Source organism: Streptomyces sp. A01 (genome assembly GCF_059026195.1).
Genome location: NZ_JBWLKN010000011.1, coordinates 18544 through 40085, shown reverse-complemented (window position 1 = coordinate 40085; position 21542 = coordinate 18544). Strand labels below are relative to the sequence as shown.

The 21542-nt window shown below is 70.9% G+C and carries 14 protein-coding genes and 1 pseudogene; 6 read left to right on the top strand and 9 right to left on the bottom strand.

The window, feature by feature from the left end; translation table 11 throughout:
• Nucleotides 1-155 precede the first annotated feature (155 nt).
• The 4 genes from AC5P1B_RS16750 to hrcA all read right to left on the bottom strand — a co-directional run bounded on the left by AC5P1B_RS16750 (nt 156) and on the right by hrcA (nt 4534).
• A complete protein-coding gene (locus AC5P1B_RS16750; RefSeq protein ID WP_493887976.1) occupies nt 156-899 on the bottom strand; it encodes a 16S rRNA (uracil(1498)-N(3))-methyltransferase in 744 nt (247 codons plus the stop codon).
• Nucleotides 896-2014 carry a nitronate monooxygenase gene (locus tag AC5P1B_RS16745; RefSeq protein WP_493887975.1) on the bottom strand — a complete coding sequence of 373 codons (1119 nt, stop codon included), beginning with the start codon at nt 2012-2014 and terminating at the stop codon, nt 896-898. The genes AC5P1B_RS16750 and AC5P1B_RS16745 overlap by 4 nt, the downstream gene beginning before the upstream one ends.
• 369 nt (nt 2015-2383) lie before the next feature.
• Nucleotides 2384-3517 (bottom strand): molecular chaperone DnaJ, encoded by a 1134-nt coding sequence (gene dnaJ, locus AC5P1B_RS16740; RefSeq protein WP_493887974.1) that lies wholly within the window; start codon nt 3515-3517, stop codon nt 2384-2386.
• Nucleotides 3518-4534, bottom strand: coding sequence for a heat-inducible transcriptional repressor HrcA (hrcA, locus tag AC5P1B_RS16735; RefSeq protein WP_493887973.1), 1017 nt, complete (start codon nt 4532-4534; stop codon nt 3518-3520). It abuts the gene before it with no gap.
• Between the two features lie 204 nt (nt 4535-4738).
• Here hrcA and AC5P1B_RS16730 point away from each other — a divergent pair, with 204 nt between their 5' ends.
• Both AC5P1B_RS16730 and AC5P1B_RS16725 read left to right on the top strand, forming a co-directional pair.
• Nucleotides 4739-5482: an MBL fold metallo-hydrolase gene (locus AC5P1B_RS16730; protein WP_493887972.1), complete on the top strand. Its 744-nt coding sequence runs from the start codon at nt 4739-4741 to the stop codon at nt 5480-5482.
• A gap of 174 nt (nt 5483-5656) precedes the next feature.
• The gene (locus AC5P1B_RS16725; protein ID WP_493887971.1) at nt 5657-6484 is read left to right on the top strand and encodes a DUF3097 domain-containing protein; all 828 of its coding nucleotides are present in this window, start codon (nt 5657-5659) and stop codon (nt 6482-6484) included.
• A gap of 69 nt (nt 6485-6553) precedes the next feature.
• Here the strand turns inward: AC5P1B_RS16725 and AC5P1B_RS16720 are convergent.
• The 3 genes and pseudogenes from AC5P1B_RS16720 to AC5P1B_RS16710 all read right to left on the bottom strand — a co-directional run bounded on the left by AC5P1B_RS16720 (nt 6554) and on the right by AC5P1B_RS16710 (nt 10754).
• A pseudogene (locus tag AC5P1B_RS16720) lies at nt 6554-7109 on the bottom strand (Uma2 family endonuclease).
• Nucleotides 7110-7208: 99 nt separating this feature from the next.
• Complete coding sequence (hemW, locus tag AC5P1B_RS16715; RefSeq protein WP_493887970.1) at nt 7209-8441, bottom strand: radical SAM family heme chaperone HemW; 1233 nt, start codon at nt 8439-8441, stop codon at nt 7209-7211.
• Between the two features lie 171 nt (nt 8442-8612).
• Nucleotides 8613-10754: a SpoIIE family protein phosphatase gene (locus AC5P1B_RS16710; protein ID WP_493887969.1), complete on the bottom strand. Its 2142-nt coding sequence runs from the start codon at nt 10752-10754 to the stop codon at nt 8613-8615.
• A gap of 523 nt (nt 10755-11277) precedes the next feature.
• Between AC5P1B_RS16710 and AC5P1B_RS16705 the strand changes: the two genes are divergently transcribed.
• Together AC5P1B_RS16705 and AC5P1B_RS16700 are read left to right on the top strand one after the other, a co-directional pair.
• The gene (locus tag AC5P1B_RS16705; RefSeq protein WP_493887968.1) at nt 11278-14490 is read left to right on the top strand and encodes an ATP-binding protein; all 3213 of its coding nucleotides are present in this window, start codon (nt 11278-11280) and stop codon (nt 14488-14490) included.
• Nucleotides 14490-15074: a response regulator gene (locus AC5P1B_RS16700; protein WP_493888208.1), complete on the top strand. Its 585-nt coding sequence runs from the start codon at nt 14490-14492 to the stop codon at nt 15072-15074. The genes AC5P1B_RS16705 and AC5P1B_RS16700 overlap by 1 nt, the downstream gene beginning before the upstream one ends.
• A 185-nt stretch (nt 15075-15259) precedes the next feature.
• On the opposite strand, the gene AC5P1B_RS16695 is transcribed toward AC5P1B_RS16700, so the two are convergent.
• Nucleotides 15260-17146, bottom strand: a complete 1887-nt coding sequence (locus tag AC5P1B_RS16695) for an AMP-dependent synthetase/ligase (protein ID WP_493887967.1) — start codon at nt 17144-17146, stop codon at nt 15260-15262.
• A 338-nt stretch (nt 17147-17484) separates the two neighbouring features.
• On the bottom strand, nt 17485-19356 hold the full coding sequence (gene lepA, locus AC5P1B_RS16690) for a translation elongation factor 4 (RefSeq protein ID WP_493887966.1): 1872 nt from the start codon (nt 19354-19356) through the stop codon (nt 17485-17487).
• A gap of 191 nt (nt 19357-19547) precedes the next feature.
• Here lepA and rpsT point away from each other — a divergent pair, with 191 nt between their 5' ends.
• Complete coding sequence (gene rpsT / locus AC5P1B_RS16685) at nt 19548-19814, top strand: 30S ribosomal protein S20 (RefSeq protein ID WP_493887965.1); 267 nt, start codon at nt 19548-19550, stop codon at nt 19812-19814.
• A gap of 593 nt (nt 19815-20407) precedes the next feature.
• On the top strand, nt 20408-21427 hold the full coding sequence (locus tag AC5P1B_RS16680; protein WP_493887964.1) for a hypothetical protein: 1020 nt from the start codon (nt 20408-20410) through the stop codon (nt 21425-21427).
• The last annotated feature ends 115 nt before the right edge of the window (nt 21428-21542 follow it).

Here is a 21542-nt window from a genome sequence, read left to right as displayed (position 1 = left end):
AGCAGAGTGCCATGGGCGGCCAGGGGCCGGAAGTGCGGTGTCGGCCACTCGCCTGTTCGCCCGCTGCCCCACGGATGGCCCCTCGGACTGGCCAGTTGGTCGGTACGTCACTTGGCCGGTCGGTTGGTCAGCCGTCCGGCCAGCTGGTCAGTCGGTCAGTTCCAGCGGCCGGTGCGTCCCAGCAGCAGTGCGGTGGCCGCGGTGCCCGCCGTTGAGGTGCGCAGGACGGTCGGGCCCAGCCGGTACGGCTTGGCGCCCGCCTCGGCGAACGCCGCCAACTCCTCGGGGGATACGCCCCCTTCGGGACCGACGACCAGCACGATCTCGCCCGACGCCGGCAGGTCGGCGACGGCCAGCGGTTCGCTTCCCTCCTCGTGCAGGACGCCCGCGAAGGCGGCTCCCGCCAGCAGCCCGGCGACCTGCCGGGTGGTCATCGCGTCCGCGACCTCGGGGAAGCGCAGCCTGCGGGACTGCTTTCCCGCCTCGCGGGCCGTCGCCCGCCACTTGCCCAGTGACTTCAGACCCCGCTCGCCCCGCCACTGGGTGACACAACGCGCCGCGGACCACGGCACGACGACGTCCACGCCGGTCTCGGTCATGGTCTCCACGGCCAGTTCGCCGCGGTCCCCCTTGGGCAGCGCCTGGACGACGGTGATCCGGGGCACCGGCTCGGCCTCGGCGCGCAACCCGGCCACCTCGACCGTCAGCTGATCCTTGCCCTCGACGGCGGCCACCGTGCCGTACGCGCCGCTGCCCGCGCCATCGGTCAGTACGACGTCCTCGCCGACCCGCAGCCTCCGCACGGAGACGGCGTGCCGTCCCTCAGCCCCGCCCAGTGTGACGGTCCCGCCCACGGCCGCACCGGCCAGCGAGTCGGTGACGAAGACGGGGGCGGTCACGCGCCGCCTCCGCCGACCTGACGCTGGTGGGTCGGGGACGGCCACGTACCGGCGGCCAGCGCGTCACGCGCGGTGGAGAGTTCGGCGACCAGCACGTCGACCAGCTGTCCGGCGGGCATCTCCCGGGCCAGCCGGTGGCCTTGCCCCGCCCACAGCGCCATGCCCTGCGGGTCGCCGACCTTTGCCGCCGCCTTCCGCAGCCCTGAGGTGATGTGGTGCAGCTGGGGATAGGCGGCCGGAGCGTACGGGCCGTGCTCGCGCATGAACCTGTTGACCAGGCCGCGCGCCGGGCGCCCGGAAAAGGCCCTGGTCAGCTCGGTGCGGGTGAAGACCGTGTCGGTCATGGCCCGCTTGTGCAGGGCGTTCGCGCCCGACTCGGGGCACACGAGGAACGCGGTGCCGAGCTGGGCCGCGCTCGCGCCCGCCGCCAGCACGGCGGCGATCTGCGCACCGGTCATCAGCCCACCGGCGGCGACCACCGGCAGCGCCACCGCCTGCCGCACCTGCTCGATGAGGGAGAGCAGTCCCAGCCCGGCGCCCGGACCATCCGCGTGCGGGTCGTCCCGGTGCGTGCTCTGGTGGCCGCCCGCCTCGATGCCCTGCGCGCACACGGCGTCGGCGCCCGCCGCCTGTGCGGCGCGCGCCTCGTCGGCCGAGGTCACCGTCACGATGGTCCGCGTACCGACCTTGGCGAGCGCGTCACAGACCGCGCGGGACGGACAGCCGAGGGCGAAGGAGACCACCGGCACCGGATCGTCCAGCAGAATCGCGAGCTTCGCGTCGTAGGCGTCGTCGGAGCCGACGTCCGGGTCGCCCAGCGGAGTCTCGTACCACGCGGCCTCGCCCGCGAGCTGCTCGCGGTAGACGGCGATGGCGGACCAGTCGACCGTGGCGGGCTGCGGCATGAACAGGTTGACGCCGAACGGCAGGTCACTCTGCCCGCGAAGATGCTTGATCTCTTCGTACATGGCCTCCGGCGTCTTGTAGCCGGCGGCGAGGAAGCCGAGCCCCCCGGCCGCACTGACGGCGGCGGCGAGCTGCGGACGCGAGGCGCCACCCGCCATGGGGGCCTGCACGATCGGATACCGGTAGAGATCGGTCAGCGCGGAGGACATGGCGACATCGTGTCACGGCCGTCGCGCCAACAGGTAACCCCCCAGTACGCCCAGTCGCCGGGTGCCCGCCGACCGCGCCCAGCGGCCTTTCGCCCGTGCCCGGCCGGGCACACCGCACCCATGCGCCCGCACGCGAACGGTGCGGCGCACAGGGCGCCGCACCGTCTGGTACGCGCATGACTTCAGCAGCCGCTGAACCCGGCCGCAGGCCATACCTCAGCGACCGTTGAACGCATCCTTCAGCCGCGAGAACAACCCCTGCTGCCCCGGCTTACCCCAACCCCCGGGGGACACCCCCCGAACCCCCGGCCGGAACACACCAGAGCCCCACAAGCCACAGCTCAGCGACCAACAGCAGACCACCACGCCTCAGCGACCGTTGAACGCATCCTTCAGCCGCGAGAACAGCCCCTGCTGCCCCGGCTTGAACTCGCCGGTGGGCCGCTCCTCGCCGCGGAGCTTGGCGAGCCGTCGCATCAGCTCTTCCTGCTCCGGGTCGAGCTTGCTCGGCGTCAGTACCTCGACGTGCACGATCAGCTGGCCCCGGCCGCCGCCGCGCAGGTGGGTGACGCCGCGCTGGTGCAGCGGGACCGACTGGCCGGACTGCGTGCCCGGGCGGATGTCGATCTCCTCCACGCCGTCGAGCGTCTCCAGCGGCACCTTCGTGCCGAGCGACGCCGCCGTCATCGGAATGGTGACCGTGCAGTGCAGGTCGTCGCCCCGGCGCTGGAAGACCGCGTGCGGCGCCTCGTGGATCTCCACGTAGAGGTCGCCGGCCGGGCCGCCGCCGGGCCCGACCTCGCCCTCGCCTGCGAGCTGGATGCGGGTGCCGTTGTCCACACCTGCGGGGATCTTGACGGTGAGCGTACGGCGGGACCGTACGCGCCCGTCGCCCGCGCACTCCGGGCACGGGGTGGGGACCACGGTGCCGAAGCCCTGGCACTGGGGGCAGGGCCGCGACGTCATCACCTGGCCGAGGAAGGACCGCGTGACCTGCGAGACCTCTCCCCGTCCACGGCACATGTCACAGGTCTGCGCCGAGGTGCCTGGCGCGGCGCCTTCGCCGGTGCAGGTCGTGCACACGATGGCCGTGTCGACCTGGATCTCCTTCGTGGTGCCGAACGCCGCCTCGTCCAGCTCGATGTCGAGCCGGATCATGGCGTCCTGGCCGCGCCGCGTACGCGAGCGCGGTCCACGCTGCGACGCGGTGCCGAAGAAGGCGTCCATGATGTCGGAGAAGTTGCCGAAGCCGGCGCCGAAGCCGCCCTGGCCGCCACCGCCCGCGTTGGACAGCGGGTCGCCACCGAGGTCGTAGACCTGCTTCTTCTGCGGGTCCGACAAGACCTCGTAGGCGGCGTTGATCTCCTTGAACCGCTCTTGGGTCTTCGGGTCCGGGTTGACGTCCGGGTGCAGCTCGCGTGCGAGCCTGCGGAACGCCTTCTTGATCTCGTCCTGCGAGGCATCGCGCCGCACGCCCAGGACGGCGTAGTAGTCCGTCGCCACTTACGACTCCGCCAGGATCTGTCCGACGTAACGTGCCACTGCGCGTACCGCTCCCATCGTTCCGGGGTAGTCCATGCGGGTCGGTCCGACCACGCCGAGTTTTGCGACTGCCTCGTCGCCCGAACCGTAGCCGACAGCGACGACGGATGTGGAGTTCAGGCCCTCGTGAGCATTCTCATGACCGATTCGTACGGTCATGCCCGAATCCTTCGCCTCGCCTAGCAGCTTGAGCAGCACGACCTGCTCCTCCAGCGCCTCAAGCACCGGACGAATCATGACGGGGAAGTCGTGTCCGAACCGGGTCAGGTTGGAGGTGCCGCCGATCATCAGCCGCTCCTCCGTCTCCTCGACCAGTGTTTCCAGCAAGGTGGCGAGCACCGTCGAGACCGCGCCACGGTCCTCCTGCTCGAACGACTCCGGCAGGTCCTGCACCAGCTGCGGCACGTCAGAGAACCGCCGCCCCACGACCCGGCTGTTCAGCCGCGCCCGCAGGTCGGCGAGCGAGGTCTCACCGAACGGCGCCGGGCAGTCCACCATCCGCTGTTCCACGCGACCGGTATCGGTGATCAACACGAGCATGACGCGTGCCGGGGCGAGCGAGAGCAGCTCGACATGACGCACCGTGGAGCGGGTCAGCGACGGATACTGCACGACGGCGACCTGCCGGGTCAGCTGCGCCAGCAGCCGCACCGTGCGCCCCACCACGTCGTCCAGGTCGACCGCGCCGTCCAGGAAGTTCTGGATCGCGCGACGCTCGGGCGACGACAGCGGCTTCACACCGGCGAGCTTGTCCACAAAGAGCCGGTAGCCCTTGTCCGTGGGGATACGGCCCGCGCTCGTGTGCGGCTGGGCGATGAATCCTTCATCCTCCAGCGCCGCCATGTCGTTACGCACGGTAGCCGGGGAGACGCCCAGGTGGTGCCGCTCGGTGAGCGCCTTGGAGCCCACGGGCTCCTCCGTGCCGACATAGTCCTGGACGATGGCGCGCAGCACTTCAAGTCTGCGTTCGCTGAGCATCGCGCACACCTCCCAGTCCAAACCGTGTATCAGGGGACTTTTCCTGGCACTCACCCGTCCCGAGTGCCAAATCCCCTGGGCCAGTGTACGGCGGGCTGCCGCCATCGGGGCAAGGGCGGCCCCGGTCTGTACGGCGCGAGCGGCCGGGAATCGGCCCTGCCGCCCGACCGGGCGGGGGGCCGGAGCCCGAGCTAGCGTCTCCGTATGGAGAGCAGTGCGGAAGCCGACGACCGGCACGGTGACGACCGGCACGGTTGGGAACAGCTCGCGCCCGGTGTCGCCCGGCGACGGCTGCCGGGCTGGGACGCGACGGCCGGGGCCATCGCCGGCCCCGAGGGCGTGCTCGTCGTGGACACCGGGGCCACGCTCCGTGAGGGCGCCGAGATCCGGCGCCAGGTCCACGCCCTCTTCGGCCGCCGCACCACGCACGTGGCCCTGACCCACCCGCACTTCGACCATGTCCTCGGCACCGCCGCCTTCGCCGGTGTCCAGGTCTACGGGGCGGCCGGACTCGCGGCGCTGCTGCCACGGGAGCGGGACGCGCTGCGCGAGGAGGCGGTACGGGAGGGTGTCGAGCCGGACGCGGCGGCTGAGGCCACCGACCTTCTCGTCTGCCCCCAGCACTCGGTCTGCGGCGAACTCACCCTCGACCTCGGTGGCCGTCAGGTCCTGCTGGCCAACGTCGGCCCCGGGCACACCGGGCACGACCTCGCCGTACTGGTCCAAGGACCGCCCGAGGTGGTCTTCTGCGGCGACCTGGTGGAGGAGTCCGGCGCGCCGCAGGCGGGCCCGGACGCCGTCCCCAGCCAGTGGCCGGCCGCGCTGGACCGGCTGCTCGCGCTGGGCGGGGAGGACGCGGTCTATGTGCCGGGGCACGGGGCGGTCGTTGACGCGGCCTTCGTTCGTGCGCAGCGCGACGCACTCGCCGAGCGCTTCGGGACGGTGTGAGCGCGTACGGCGCGGATGTGTACGGCGTGAGTGCGTACGCGGGAGCGCATGCGTCCGGGCGGTGCGCGTGGGGGCTCGCCGGGCCTTCCCCGCGGGGCCGCCGGCGCGGGGAGCTCATGGTGAACGACGTGGCCGCGGGCCCGCGGCGACTGCCCGGAAGCTATCGTCTGGCCCATGCGCAGCAGACACTACGGGCCCGATCTGACCCCGCCGTGGAAGAAGTCGAAGCCCGCCCCCGAGGTCGCGGCCGAGGCGGACCTGGTGGTGGAAGAGGTCACCTCGGGCTTCTGCGGCGCGGTGATCCGCTGCGAGAAGACCGCCGAAGGCCCGACCGTCACGCTGGAGGACCGCTTCGGCAAGCACCGGGTCTTCCCCCTGCTGCCGGGCGGCTTCCTGCTGGAGGGCCGCCCCGTCACCCTCGTACGACCGAGCACGCAGCCCCGGCAGGCGGCACCGGCCCGTACGGCCTCCGGCTCACTCGCCGTGCCGGGGGCGCGCGCGAGGGTCGCCCGCGCCGGGCGCATCTACGTCGAGGGCCGCCACGACGCGGAACTGGTGGAACGCGTATGGGGCGACGACCTGCGCATCGAGGGGGTCGTCGTGGAGTACCTGGAGGGCATCGACGACCTTCCCGCCATCGTCCGCTCCTTCTCGCCCGGCCCTGACGCCCGCCTCGGCGTCCTGGTCGACCATCTGGTTCCCGGCTCGAAGGAATCCCGGATCGCGGCGGAGGTCACCAATCCCGACACCCTCGTCGTCGGCCACCCCTACATCGACGTCTGGGAGGCGGTGAAGCCCTCCTCGGTCGGCATCCCGGCCTGGCCGTCCGTCCCGCGCGGCCAGGACTGGAAGACGGGCGTGTGCCGCTCCCTGGGCTGGCCGCAGAACACGGGCGCCGCCTGGCAGCGCGTCCTGGGCTCGGTGCGCTCTTACCGGGACCTGGAACCGGCACTGCTGGGCCGGGTGGAGGAACTGATCGACTTTGTCACGCAACCCGGCTGACCGGCTGATCAGTTGACCGGCCGACCGGCCGACCGGGCACGGCAGCCGGGGACTCGCGGCTTCGTCGTCTCAGCCGAGGGTCCGGAATCCACTGGTGTCGAGCGAGATGCCCAGCACGTCGACCGGCACCGGATCACCGAACTTGACCGTGCGCTCGACCTGGTAGTCGGCCTCTTCTCCTGCACCGACGGGCTCGGTGAGCAGGACGCATGCCGCGGTGAACGGGTCGGCGATCAGACACGCGGGCACGCCTCCCGCCGCGTAGACCGAGCGCTTGAGCCTGTAGTCCCGGTGGGCGCTGGCCTTCGAGACCACTTCCAGGACCAGGGTGACCGCAGGCGCCGGAACCAGGCGACCGGGGCCGTCGAACGCCCCCTGTTCCATGACCCACGAGATCCGGCTGCGGCTCGCTGACCTCACCCGGGATCGCGATGTCCTGCGTCTGCAGCCGGTGCCAGCGATCGCGCGGGATCTCGTCCTGCACGGCCTGCACGATCAGGTTATGGACCAGATCCGGTCCGGCCACCATCACGATTTCTCCCCTGAGGAGCTCCACCTTGACGCCCTCGGGAACCTCCAGGTTCTCGAAGAGCTCAGTCATCCGGTGATCATCCACAGCGGTCATCTCCGTGGCCCTCCACATCCGCCGCGTTCTTTAGTGGCAGCCCAGGAACAGCGTAGGCGCGGGGTCAGCGCGAACGTGGGCATTCACTCCCGCGAGTGATCAGTCCACCAGATCCCTGACCACCGCGTCCGCCAGCAGCCGTCCGCGCAGCGTCAGCACGGCGCGGCCCGCCTCGTACGGGGCGGGCTCCAGCAGGCCGTCCGTCAGGGCGCGGCGCGAGGCTGCCAGGCCCGCCGGGGCGAGGAGGTCGAGCGGGCAGCCGTCGGACAGTCGCAGCTCAAGCAGGATGCGTTCGACGCGCCGGTCCTCGGGGGCCAGGATCTCGCGGCCCGCGCCGGGGGAACGGCCCTCGGTGAGCGCCTGCGCGTACGCGCCGGGGTGCTTCACGTTCCACCACCGCACGCCGCCCACGTGGCTGTGCGCGCCGGGCCCCGCGCCCCACCAGTCCGCGCCCCGCCAGTACAGCTCGTTGTGGCGGCAGCGGCTCGCTTCGGTCGTCGCCCAGTTCGAGACCTCGTACCAGCGGAAACCCGCGCCTGACAGCGTCTCCTCGGTGATCAGGTACCGGTCCGCGTGCACGTCGTCGTCGGTCATCGGGACCTCGCCGCGCCGGATGCGCCGGGCGAGCTGGGTCCCCTCCTCAACGATCAGCGCGTACGCCGACACGTGGTTCGGCTCGGCGCCCAGGGCCGCGTCCAGGCTGGCCCGCCAGTCCGCGTCGCTCTCCCCCGGCGTTCCGTAGATCAGGTCGAGGTTGACGTGCTCGAAGCCCGCGGCACGCGCCTGGGCGACGCAGCGCTCTGGGCGGCCCGGGGTGTGGGTGCGGTCGAGCACCTTCAGAACGTGCTGCCGGGCGCTCTGCATGCCGAGCGAGACCCGGTTGAAGCCGCCTTCGCGCAGTTCGGCGAGGTAGCGCTGGTCGACGGACTCCGGGTTCGCCTCGGTGGTGATCTCCGCGCCGGGCGCCAGGCCGAACTCGTCGCGGATGGCGGCGAGCATCCGCCCCAGGTCGCGCGCGGCGAGCAGGGTCGGGGTGCCGCCGCCGACGAAGACCGTCTCGACCTGGCGTGGGTCGTCCCCGAGCACCTTGCGGGCCAGGCGTATCTCCTCCACGACCATGTCGGCGTAGTTGTCCCGGGAGGCGAGCGCACCGCCGGAGCCGCGCAGCTCGCTGGTGGTGTAGGTGTTGAAGTCGCAGTATCCGCAGCGGGTCGCGCAGTACGGAACGTGCAGGTAGAACCCGAGGGGCCGGGTCCCCGCGCCCTCCAGGGCGTGACCGGGCAGCGCCCCGTCATCGGGCATGGGCTCACCATCGGGCAGTACGGAAGGCATACGTCCCATTCTCCGCCATCGCGGCCGGAGCTCCTGGCCACGAACCGGCGCGCCCAGGGCTGAGCTGGGGAGGGCCCCAGGGCTGGGGGCGCACGGGCGGGAGGGCGCCGGGCCGCACGCCGGGCGTGACGGGGCGCCGGGCAGCGAGCGGCGGCCCAGCGCGGCAGCGCTCTAGCGGGCCTGGAGCACCAGCATGGCCAGGTCGTCGTTGGGCGGTGAGGCGGCGAAGGCGTGGACGGCGCGGCGTACCCGCTGGGCGATGTCCTCGGCGCTCAGCCCTCCGCACGCGGCGAGCGCCCTCGCCAGACCGCCGTCGTCGTCGAACTGCATGGTCCCGGACTTGCGCTCCGTGACGCCGTCCGTGACACACACCAGGGAGTCGCCCGGCAGCAGGTCGAAGCTCTCGCTCTCGTACCGCACCTCGTCCATGACTCCCAGCAGCAGCTGCGGGACCGCGCGGACCACCACCTCGCCGTCGGGCCGCAGCAGCAGGGGCAGCGGATGCCCGGCGCTCGCCAGGGTGCAGCGCACGGCGCCGCCCGTCGCCGCCTCGTCGTCCGCCCCGGACGCGTCCGCCGGGGCGCCCGCGCCGGAGGTGTCCGATGAAGTGTCCGCCGGGGTGTCCGCCGGGGCGCTCGCACCCGGTCCGCGCGGCTCGTTCCCGTACGGGACCAGCTCCCCGTACAGCAGGGACAGGAAGCGGGACTCGCCAGGGCCCTCGCCCGCGACGGCCGCCGCCGCCGCCTCCACGGCCTTCTCGGCGAGGGTGCGGTTGAGCCGGTCGAGGACCTCGGCGACGCCGTACCCCTCCCGGGCGAGGAGCCGCAGCACCGGGCGGGCCAGGCCGGTCACGACGGCCGCCTCGGGGCCGTTGCCGCACACATCGCCGAGCGCGAAGCACCAGCGGCCGTCCCCGGCGGGGAAGACGTCGTAGAAGTCGCCACCCGCGCAGGTGCCGCCGGTCGGTTCGTAGACGACGGCCGTCCGCATCCCGGGGATCTCGGCGAGCGCGCTCGGCAGCAGTCCGCGCTGGAGCACCTCGCTGATCGTCGCCTGCCGGGTGTACTGGCGGGCGGAGGCGAGCGCGAGGGCGACCCGGCGCGCGAAGTCCTCGATGAGGCCGACGACCTCGTCCGGGATGCGGGTTAGCCCGCTGCGGCCGAGCAGCAGGGTGCCCACCTCGCGGCCGCCCGCGACCAGGCGGCAGGCGAGCGCCGCGCCGCCGGGGCCGTACGCGGACGGGGCGCTGGGCCACGGCCACGCGATGGCGCGGCCCTGCACGGCGGCGGGCATCCGGGGCGGGTGCTTCTCGACCAGGCTGCGCAGCTCCGCCATGCGGGTCTCGCTCGCGTGCCAGACCCGGGCCAGCCGTGGGCGCGCGTCCCCGGTCTCCAGCCACACCGCGCACCAGTCGGCGAGCCTGGGGACGAGCAGCTGCCCGGTGAGGGAGGCGACCTTGTCCTCGTCGAACTGCCCGGCCAGCAGGTCGGACGCCTCTGCGAGGAAGGACAGCGCGCCGTGGCTGACCCAGTCGGGCGCGCAGCGGCGGAGGGCCACGCGGAGCGGGGCGGGCGCCAGGATCTCCGTGACGCGCAGGTCGCGCTGGAGGGCGAGCTTGCCCGCGTCTTCGTCGGTGCCCGCAGCCTCAGTGACGTCTGCTCTGGTGACGCCTGCTTCGGTGACGCCTGCTTCGGTCACCTCGCATTCGGTTGCTTCGCGCGGGGTGCCGCGGCCCTGGCCTGATGGGTGGGGCAACGCGTCGTCCGACGGCTCGGCTGGGGCGTTCTCGGAAGCGTGGGAGAGCGCGCCGAGGGGCAGCCGGAACCATACGGACTTGCTGGTTCTTCGGTAAATCGTTCCCCATGACTCGGCGATGGTGGCGACCAGCCGCAGGCCGCTGCCGCCGCGCTCGCCTCCGAGGCTGACGTCCTGTGACGTTCCCGTGGTGCCGGCCCCGTCGAGATGGCCCGCGCTTCCTCTCGGGCCTCCGTCGCCTCCGCCGTCCGGCCTGTGCTCGGAGGCTGACTGGGTGCCCGTGGTGACAGGCTGCCCCCTCAGCACGCGGGTCGGGTGATGGTCGGTCACCTCGACGTAGAGCGCCGGGTTCGCCATGTCGGAACCGGCGGGTTCCAGCTCGCAGCGCAGTTCCACGCCGGTACCCGCGTGCACGACGGCGTTGGTGACGAGCTCGCTCACCAACAGCACGGCGTCGTCGGCCGGCTGCTCGGTCATCAGCTCGGTGCCCGGCAGGCCGAGCGCCGTCCAGTCGGCGAGGGCGGCGCGGACGAACTGGCGCCCGGCGGAGGCGGCCATCAGGTTCCCCGGGAGGCTGGTGCGGCAGTCGTGCTCGGCGCCTCCTGCCCGCGCACCGGGGCGCGGGGGCGCGCTGCCGGCGCTCAGCCCCCTGCGCGCGCCCGTCCGAGCTACTACACCCATGCCACGGCTCGCGGCCACCATCGCGCCAGACCCCATGTCCACGCCCACGTCCGGTTGCGCACCCGGGCTCACCTCCATGCCCGAGTTGACTCTTACGTTCCTGCTTGCTCCCACGGGGGTTCCTTCCCGTGCTCGCGTCCGCGCTGATCGTCAGCGCCGGGCGCATTTCCCTCACCGCTCTGCCGGACGGAAAATACCGCCCGGACCCTGCGGCTCCTGATCAGTTCCGGCATAGCGCCGATTCCGACCCCGACAGCGTGACAGACTGACCGCGCCCATATGCACCGAGTGACGTAAGTGGGCCGCCATGAGCATGGATACGACACGTACGGCCACAACCGCGCCCAACCTCGCCTCGATCCCCCCACCGGGGGCGATTCCCCCATCGGAAGGCGATTGGGTGCGGGTCTCCGAGCTGCGGCCGCTGCTCGCAGCGCTCGCCGCACTGGGTGACGGTGAGTTCAACGTGCGGATCGCCGATCCCGCCGAGCCGCCCGAGGGACTGACGGCTGAGCTGAACGCCGCCCTGAACCGGCTCGCGGCGCGCAGCCAGCACTTCAGCGAGGAGCTCACCCGCGTGCGCCGTGAGGTCGTACGGCACGGGCGGCTCGACGAGCGCCTGACCTCCAGCCCTGGTCAGGGGTCATGGGCGACGAACGTGCACGCGGCCAATTCGCTCCTTGACGCACTGGCCATTCCGGCGACCAACGCCACCCGGGTGCTGGACGCGGTGGCGAGCGGGGATCTGTCGCAGCGGGTCGATCTCCACGACGGCACCCGGCAGTTACGGGGCGACCTGCGGCGTCTGGGCCGTGCCGTGAACCGCACGGTCGACCAGCTCTCCCTGTTCACCGGCGAGGTCACCCGGGTGGCCCGCGAGGTCGGCACCGAGGGGCGGCTCGGCGGGCGCGCCAAGGTGCAGGGCCTCCAGGGCAACTGGCGCGACACGACGGAGGCGGTCAACACCATGGCCGCCAGGCTCACCGCCCAGGTGCGGGACATCGCCCTGGTGACGACGGCGGTGGCGCGCGGCGACCTGACCCGGCAGGTGACGGTCGAGGCGACCGGCGAACTGCTGGAACTGAAGATGACCGTCAACACGATGGTCGCTCAGCTGTCGGGCTTCGCCGACGAGGTGACGCGGGTGGCCCGCGAGGTGGGCACCGAGGGCCAGCTGGGCGGCCGAGCCCAGGTCAGAGGCGCCTCCGGAGTCTGGAAAGACCTCACGGAGAACGTCAACTTCATGGCCGACAACCTCACCAGTCAGGTCCGGAACATCGCGCAGGTCGCGACCGCGGTGGCGCAGGGCGACCTGTCCAAGAAGATCGACGTGACGGCGCGCGGCGAGATCCTGGAGCTGAAGACCACCATCAACACCATGGTGGACACGCTGTCCTCGTTCGCCTCCGAGGTGACCCGCGTCGCCCGCGAGGTGGGCAGCGAGGGGCAGCTGGGCGGCCAGGCCCGGGTCGAGGGCGTCTTCGGTACGTGGAAGAGCCTGACGACCAACGTCAACGAGCTCGCCTCGAACCTGACCACCCAGGTGCGGGCCATCGCCGAGGTCACCTCGGCCGTCGCCGCCGGAGACCTGACCAGGGCCATCACCGTCGAGACCCGGGGCGAGGTCGCCGAGCTGAAGGACAACATCAACCTGATGGTGTCCAACCTGCGCGAGACCACCCGGGCCAAGGACTGGCTGGAGTCCAACCTCGCCCGTCTCGCCTCCCTCATGCAGGGCCATCGCGACCTGATGGAGGTCGCCGACCTGATCCTGCGCGAGCTGACCCCGTTGGTGAACGCCCAGTACGGCGCGTTCTTCCTCGCCGAGACGGGCGCCGACGCCAGCGGTGGCAGGTCGGGCGACCGCGCCCTGTCGTCGGCGACGCGCGGCCTGGCGTTCATCGCGGGCTACGGAGCGGCGGCGGGCGCGACCGTGGACACCCCGGGCATGCCCGGCCACGGACTCGTACGGCAGGCGGCGCTGGAGAAGAAGCGCATCCTCATCGAGGAGGCCCCGCCGGGATACATCACCATCAACTCCGGGCTCGGCGAGGCGGCTCCCGCCAGCATCGTGATCATCCCGATCATGTTCGAGGACCAGCTGCTCGGCGTCGTCGAACTCGCCTCCTTCTACCGCTTCTCCGATGTGCACCTCACGTTCTTCGACCAGTTCGGCACCACCATCGGCGTCGCGATGAACACCATCATCGCCAACTCCCGGACGGAATCCTTGCTGAGCGAGTCCCAGCGGCTCGCCCAGCAGCTCCAGGAGCGCTCGGACGAGCTTCAGCGGCAGCAGGCCGAGCTGCGCCGCTCGAACGACGAGCTGGAGGTGAAGGCGGCGCTGCTGTCGGCGGCCTCGCAGTACAAGTCGGAGTTCCTGGCGAACATGTCGCACGAGTTGCGTACGCCGCTCAACTCGCTGCTGATCCTCGCCCGGCTGCTCGCCGACAACGCCGACCAGCACCTGAGTGAGGAAGAGGTGCAGTTCGCGGCGACCATTCACCGTTCGGGCTCCGACCTGCTCCAGCTGATCAACGACATTCTCGACCTGTCCAAGATCGAGGCGGGCCGGATGGACGTCCGCCCCAAGAAGCTGCCACTGGTCAAGCTGCTCGACTACGTCCACGACACCTTCCGCCCGATCGCCATCGACCGGGGCCTGGCCTTCGACATCGCCGTCGGCGAGAACGTGCCGCGTTCGATCTACTCCGACGAACAGCGCATTCAGCAGGTGCTGCGCAACCTGCTGTCCAACGCGGTGAAGTTCACCAACGCGGGCCGCGTCGAACTCCGCGTCAACCGCGTCCGCACCGGCCCTCCCGAGCACGGGGACCTCGTGGCCTTCGCCGTCACCGACACCGGCATCGGCATCCCCCCGGACAAGCTCGCCGTGGTCTTCGAGGCGTTCCAGCAGGCCGACGGCACGACGAACCGCAAGTACGGCGGCACCGGACTCGGCCTGTCCATCAGCCGGGAGATCGCGGGACTGCTCGGCGGCCGGATCAGCGCCGAGAGCGAACCAGGCCGCGGCAGCACCTTCACCCTGTACGTGCCGCGGTCCCGGCCCGGCGAGCCCGGCGAGGCCGATCCCGAACGCGAAACCAGCGCGGAGCTCACCGAACACCACGTGGTCGAGAAGTCGGCCATCACTCAGGAGCCCGACCAGCTCGCCCGCTGGCGCACCGGACGCGCCGCCGAGGTGCTGCCGGGCCGCCGGGTGCTCGTCGTCGACGACGACATCCGCAACGTCTTCGCCCTCACCCATGTCCTGGGAAGGGTGGGCATGACCGTGCTGTACGCGGAGAACGGCCTCGAAGGCATCGAGGCACTCACCAAGAACCCGGACGTCGATCTCGTCCTGATGGACGTGATGATGCCCGAACTCGACGGCTACGAGACGATCCGGCGCATCCGGCGGGACCCCCGCCACGCCAACCGCCCCGTCATCGCGCTGACAGCGAAGGCGATGCCGGGCGACCGGGAGAAGTCGATCGCTTGCGGGGCCTCCGAGTACGTCCCCAAGCCCGTCGATATCGACCTGCTGCTCACCGTGATTCTCGGCCTGCTAGCGCCCGAGGCTGCTCCTGACAGCACAACGAGGCCCTCATGATGTCAACCACCACCGCGACGACGACCACGACCACCCAGAAGGCCAGCATCCTCCTCGTGGACGACATGGAGGACAACCTGATAGCGCTGGAGGCCGTGCTCAGCTCGCTGGGTGAGCCGCTGGTGCGCGCCAGATCGGGCGAGGAGGCCATGAAGGCGCTGCTCCGTCAGGAGTTCGCCGTCGTGCTGCTCGACGTGCTGATGCCGGGCATGGACGGCTTCGAGACCGCGGCCAACATCAAACGGCTCGACCAGACCAAGGACGTACCTATCATCTTCCTGACCGGCACCGACCCCGACTCCGGTTATGCCTTCCGGGGTTACGCGACGGGGGCCGCGGACTACCTGACCAAGCCGTTCGACCCGTGGGTGCTGCGCGCCAAGGTCAATGTCTTCCTCGATCTGCACCGCAAGAACCGGCAGTTGCAGCGTCTGCTGCTGCGTGACCAGGAGCGGTTCAAGGACTTGGTGGAGCGGCTGTCCGCGATCGAGAACCAGCTGACGCGCAGCAACGTGAGCGATGTGCGGGAGCTGGGCCGCCGGGTGGCGCGCATGGAGCAGAGCCTGGAAGAGCTCCTGGCCTGAGCGCCCGCGGGGGGCGGCGCCCCGTACTGCGGCTCCGCGTCCGCGGCCGCCGATACCGGTCGGCGGGAACGGCGGCGGGGCCGGGAACGGCAGCGGCCGGGGTGGCCTCGCCACCCCGGCCCCCTCGCGTGGTCGGGCCGTTCCCGGGGAGGCGCGCGGCCAACCCGGGCGCGCGGCCCCGGGCGCTACGCCTCGCGCGAGCCCGCGTACATCTCCTCGATGAGCGCCCCGTACTCCCGCTCCACGACGGGCCGCTTGAGCTTCAGGCTCGGCGTCAGCTCACCGTGCTCAACGTCCAGGTCGCGTGGCAGCAGCCGAAACTTCTTGACCGTCTGCCAGCGCTGGAGCCCCTCGTTGAGGCGCTTGACGTAGCCCTCGATCAGTTCCTCGGTCTCCTTGGCGGAGACCACCTCGGCGTAGGACTTGCCCTCCAGGCCGTGATCCTTCGCCCACTCCATGAGGGTCGGCTCGTCGAGCGCGATGAGCGCCGTGCAGAAGTTCCGGTCGGCGCCGTGCACCAGGATGTTGGACACGAACGGGCAGACCGCCTTGAACTGGCCCTCGACCTCAGCCGGTGCGATGTACTTGCCGCCCGACGTCTTGATCAGGTCCTTCTTGCGGTCGGTGATGCGCAGGAAGCCGTCCGGGGACAGCTCGCCGATGTCGCCGGTGTGGAACCAGCCGTCCGCCTCCAGCACCTCAGCGGTCTTCTCCGGCAGTCCGTGGTAACCCTGCATGATGCCCGGGCCGCGCAGCATGATCTCGCCGTCGTCCGCGATGCGCACCTCCAGGCCGGGCAGCGCCTTGCCGACCGTGCCGGTGCGGTAGTCATGGGTGTTGACGAAGCTGGCGGCGCTGGACTCGGTGAGCCCGTAGCCCTCCAGGATGTTGATCCCGGCGCCCGCGAAGAAGTAGCCGATGTCGGGAGCGAGCGCGGCCGAACCGGAGACGCACGCGCGGAGCCTGCCGCCGAACGCGTCGCGCAGCTTGGCGTAGACGAGCTTGTCGGCGATGCCGTGCTTGGTGCGCAGCCCGAACGGCACGCTGGTCGTGCCGGTACGCCGGAAGTTGTCCTGGGAGACCTTCGCGTACTCACGGGCCACTTCCGCCGCCCACAGGAAGATCTTGTACTTGGCCCCGCCGCCTTCGCGCGCCTTGGAGGCGACGCCGTTGTAGACCTTCTCGAAGATCCGCGGGACGGCCGCCATGTAGGTCGGCCTGACCACCGGGAGATTCTCGATGATCTTGTCGATCCGGCCGTCGACCGCGGTGGTGTGCCCGACGGCGATCTGACCGGCGACGAGCACCTTGCCGAAGACGTGCGCGAGCGGCAGCCACAGATACTGCACGTCATCGGCGGCGAGGAGGTCGATGCTCTCGATCGCGCGCGCCATGTAGGACCACGCGTCGTGCGGCAGCCGGACACCCTTGGGACGGCCGGTGGTGCCCGAGGTGTAGATGAGCGTGGCCAGCTGGTCGGCGCGCAGGGCCCGCACCCGGTCCCGCACACTGTCCGGTTTCTTGTCGAGATACGCGGCGCCGCGCCGCTCCAGCTCGGCCAGCGAGAGCACCCAGCCCTCGGGGTCGCCTTCCGCCGCGACCGCGTCTTCCTCGTTGATCACCACGACGTGGGCGAGTGCGGGCAGGTCGCCACGGCAGGCGCGGGCCTTGCGCAGCTGCTCGGCGTCCTCGGCGATCAGGACCCGGCTGCCGGAGTCGGAGAGGATGAACGCCGTCTCGTCGTCGTTGGTGGACGGGTAGACGGTGGTGGTCGCCGCTCCGGCGCAGAGCACGGCGAGGTCGGCGAAGATCCACTCGACCCGGGTGGCCGCGGCCAGCGCGACCCGCTCCTCGGCCACCACGCCGAGGTCGATGAGACCGGCCGCGATGGCGAAGACACGAGTGGCGGACTCGCCCCAGGTCAGCGACCGCCAGTCGTCGGGCCCCTCACCGGAGGCGGCGGGAACGGGATAGCGGTACGCCTCGGCCGCTGGCGTCGCCTCGACCCGCTCAAGGAAAAGGGCGGCCAGGGACGGCGGCCGGTTGTCGAGCAGGGATTGGGAGTCGGTCACGGCATCCTCCGGGGCCCGCCTACAGCATTAGTGACTCGTGAGTAACCTACGAGTAGAGATCAGAGTAGAGGGCGTCGCCCCGACGCGTAAGGGGCTACGGCCGCCTTGTTGAAACAGTGATATCCGAGATAGTTGGCCGTTACATGCGTTGGGCCCGCAGCGCGGCGGCGCTACGGGCCCAACGGCAGCTCACAGGCCGTTCCCCGGCTTCCCCGCCCCACTGGCAACAGCTGCGGAAGCGAGGACGCCGGCGAACGGGAGGCGCCGCTTCCGCCGTACCGCGCCGCACGCCGACGGCGCCGCCGCGCCCGCCGGCGCCGCCCGTGCCGCCGCGCGGCCTACTTCTTGGCCTTGGTCTCGCCGTCGGAGTCGGAGGAGAGCACCGCGATGAAGGCCTCCTGCGGCACCTCGACGCTGCCGACCATCTTCATCCGCTTCTTGCCTTCCTTCTGCTTCTCCAGCAGCTTGCGCTTACGGGAGATGTCGCCGCCGTAGCACTTGGCGAGCACGTCCTTACGGATCGCGCGCACCGTCTCACGGGCGATGACCCGGCTGCCGATGGCCGCCTGGATCGGCACCTCGAAGTTCTGCCGTGGGATCAGCTCACGCAGCTTCGCGACGAGCCGCACACCGTACGCGTACGCCTTGTCCTTGTGCGTGATCGCCGAGAAGGCGTCCACCTTGTCGCCGTGCAGCAGGATGTCGACCTTGACCAGATCGGCGGTCTGCTCCCCGGTGGTCTCGTAGTCGAGCGAGGCGTAGCCACGGGTCTTGGACTTCAGCTGGTCGAAGAAGTCGAAGACGATCTCGGCGAGCGGCAGGGTGTAGCGCAGTTCCACCCGGTCCTCGGAGAGGTAGTCCATGCCGAGCAGCGCGCCGCGGCGGGACTGGCACAGCTCCATGATCGCGCCGATGAACTCGCTGGGCGCGAGCACGGTGGCCCGTACGACCGGCTCGTGCACCTCGTCGATCTTGCCGGTCGGGAACTCGCTCGGGTTGGTGACGACGTGCTCCGAGCCGTCCTCCATCTCCACGCGGTAGACCACGTTGGGAGCGGTCGCGATCAGGTCGAGGCCGAACTCGCGCTCCAGGCGCTCCCTGATCACGTCCAGGTGCAGCAGACCCAGGAAGCCGACCCGGAAGCCGAAGCCGAGAGCCGCCGACGTCTCCGGCTCGTACACCAGCGCGGCGTCGTTGAGCTGGAGCTTGTCCAGCGCCTCGCGCAGCTCCGGGTAGTCAGAGCCGTCCAGCGGATACAGGCCGGAGAACACCATCGGCTTGGGGTCCTTGTAGCCGCCCAGCGCCTCCGTGGCGCCCTTGGTGAAGGACGTGATCGTGTCACCGACCTTGGACTGCCTGACGTCCTTCACACCGGTGATCAGATAGCCGACCTCACCGACCCCGAGCCCGTCGGCGACCTTCATCTCAGGCGATGAGACGCCGATCTCCAACAGCTCGTGGGTGGCGCCGGTGGACATCATCCGGATGCGCTCGCGCTTGGACAGCTGGCCGTCTATGACACGGACGTAGGTGACGACGCCGCGGTACGAGTCGTACACCGAGTCGAAGATCATCGCGCGGGCCGGGGCGTCCTTGACGCCGACCGGCGGCGGGACCATGCGGACCACCCGGTCGAGCAGCTCGGCCACGCCCTCGCCGGTCTTCGCTGAGACCTTGAGCACCTCGGAGGGGTCGCAGCCGATGAGGTGCGCCAGCTCGGCGGCGAACTTCTCGGGCTGCGCGGCGGGCAGATCGATCTTGTTCAGGACGGGAATGATCGTGAGGTCGTTCTCCATCGCCAGGTACAGGTTGGCGAGAGTCTGAGCCTCGATGCCCTGGGCCGCGTCCACGAGGAGGACGCAGCCCTCGCAGGCGGCGAGCGACCGGGACACCTCGTAGGTGAAGTCGACGTGCCCGGGGGTGTCGATCATGTTGAGCACATGCGTGGTGCCCTGCTGGTCACCCTCGTTGGGCGCCCAGGGCAACCGGACCGCCTGCGACTTGATCGTGATGCCGCGCTCACGCTCGATGTCCATGCGGTCGAGATACTGCGCACGCATCTGCCGCTGGTCCACCACGCCCGTCAGCTGGAGCATCCGGTCGGCGAGTGTGGACTTGCCGTGGTCGATGTGCGCGATGATGCAGAAGTTACGGACAAGAGCCGGGTCGGTACGGCTCGGCTCCGGCACATTGGTAGGTGTCGCGGGCACGCAGGGTCCATTCGGTGATTGAACGCGGCTAGGCGGGACTCAGGGACAGTCCCGCCCATCGTCCCATGACTGGCGGCCGCAGTCCGGTTTGGGAGGCCACACCGCCTGCTGGTAACCTGGATAACTGTGCTTCGTGCCCTCTCAGGCACGAGGCGCTCATCGAAATCCAACGAACCCGTAGAGGCTCTTTCGTGGCGAACATCAAGTCCCAGATCAAGCGGAACAAGACGAACGAGAAGGCGCGCCTGCGCAACAAGGCCGTCAAGTCCTCGCTCCGCACCGCGATCCGCAAGACCCGTGAGGCCGTGGCCACCGGTGACCTCGAAAAGGCCACCATCGCCGCCCGCGAGGCGTCCAAGAAGCTCGACAAGGCCGCCAGCAAGGGCGTCATCCACAAGAACGCCGCCGCCAACAAGAAGTCGGCGCTGGCAGCACAGGTCTCGGGCCTCAGCGCCTGACCCAAGCCTCACCAGCGGTCGGCTACTGGACTGACCGCGAGCCGTATGTGACGCGGGCGACATCCGCCCCGCCGTCGCACGGTGCATGACCGAGCTTCGTTTCCACGCTGGTACGGATTCCGCGGACCCTCTCTCCCGCGCCGACCGGCAGCCGACTGGCCGGCCCAACGGGGAATACCCCGAGGTCAGCCCAGCGGCATCACGCCACACACGGCCTGCGTTCGCCACGCGGGTGTGGCGTGCTTAGCTCGCGGATTTCCGACGAAGGCCCCGCATACGTCCGTTCCCCAGGACGCAGCGGGGCCTTCGCGCTGTCCCGGAGCACCCGGCCCGCATCACCCGGGCCGGACAGACGCGGGGCGGACGACCCGGGGGCGGGGTGCGGACGACGCGGGGGCGGGGCGCGGACGACGCGGGGGCGGACCGGGCGCCTGCGGCCCCTCGCGGGCGGGAGGACAGCGGACCGGTCGCGCGGGAGGACAGTGGACGGGTCTCGCGGTAGGAGAGTGGACGGGTCTCGGTGGTGTCTCGGTGATGTCTCGGGTCACAGGACGGCGGGAAAGCTTCGAACTGTCTCGGGTAATCTGCACGCCATGTCGAATTCGGGGGACCAGCCCAACCCGTACGCGCAGTCGCAGCCGAACCCGTACGGCCACGTACCGCCCCAGCAGCCCGGCGCGCAGCCGCCCGGCCAGCAGGGCCCGTCGGCCCCCAACCCCTACGCGTATCCGCCTCCGGCGGCTCCGGGTGCCGGGCAGTCCGCACAGGCGGCGCAGCCCACGCTCCCGGGTGGCGTGCCCGCCACGTCACCACCGTCCGACCAGGTCGCGGCGCAGCACGCGCCCGGACAGGCACCGCCCGGGCAGACACCGCCTGGGCAGTATCCCGGCCAGCCGCCGGTCGGCTACGCACCCGGCATGGCCGGGGCTCCTGTCCCGCCCGGCGCGACGAAGGGCCGCGGTTGGCTGTGGGCGGCAGGCGGCGCCGTGGTCGCCTCGGCCCTGTGGGCGGGTGGACTCTTCGCCACCGGCGGCCTCAGCGGAGACGAGGACCCCAAGGCCGACCTCGCCGGTTACGCGTACACCAGCGATCTCTGCTCGGCCACCGACTACTCGCCGTTCGAGGAGGCGGGCTTCAAGAAGGAGACCCCCACCGGCGACAGCAAGAACCCGACGCACAGCGGCAGCGAGCACGAGTCGCTCGACTCCATGCAGTGCAGCACCGACCTGGAGGCGGAGGGGACGACCTCCTCCGACTACGCGTCGACCTGGCTCTCCACCTCGGCCTCGCTGCACAAGAAGTCCGACCCGGGGCCGGAGTTCGAAGCCCAGTACCTGGCTTACAAGAACCAGAAGGGCTCCTCGTACAGCTACCAGGTCAAGCCGGTCTCGGGCATCGGCGATGAGGCGTTCCTGGTGACCCAGAAGGACAACGACGGCAAAGACGACGGCAGCTACGTCATCCTCGGCGTGCGCGAAGGCTGGATGACGTACCAGACCACGTGGTCCAACTACCTCTCCAGCAGCTCCAGCGTGACCCCGCCGAAGAACGCCGAAGTCGGCGCCATGCTGAAGAAGAGCGCGACGGCGACGATGGCCAAGATGAAGAAGTAGCGCGCGGTCCGGCGCGGCGGCAGACGGCCTCAGGCAGCGGCGCGGACCACCGCGCCGCTCCCCGGCCTTGGCCCCCATGGGTCCAGGGAAGCTCGGGCCGGTGGCCTGCTGGCCC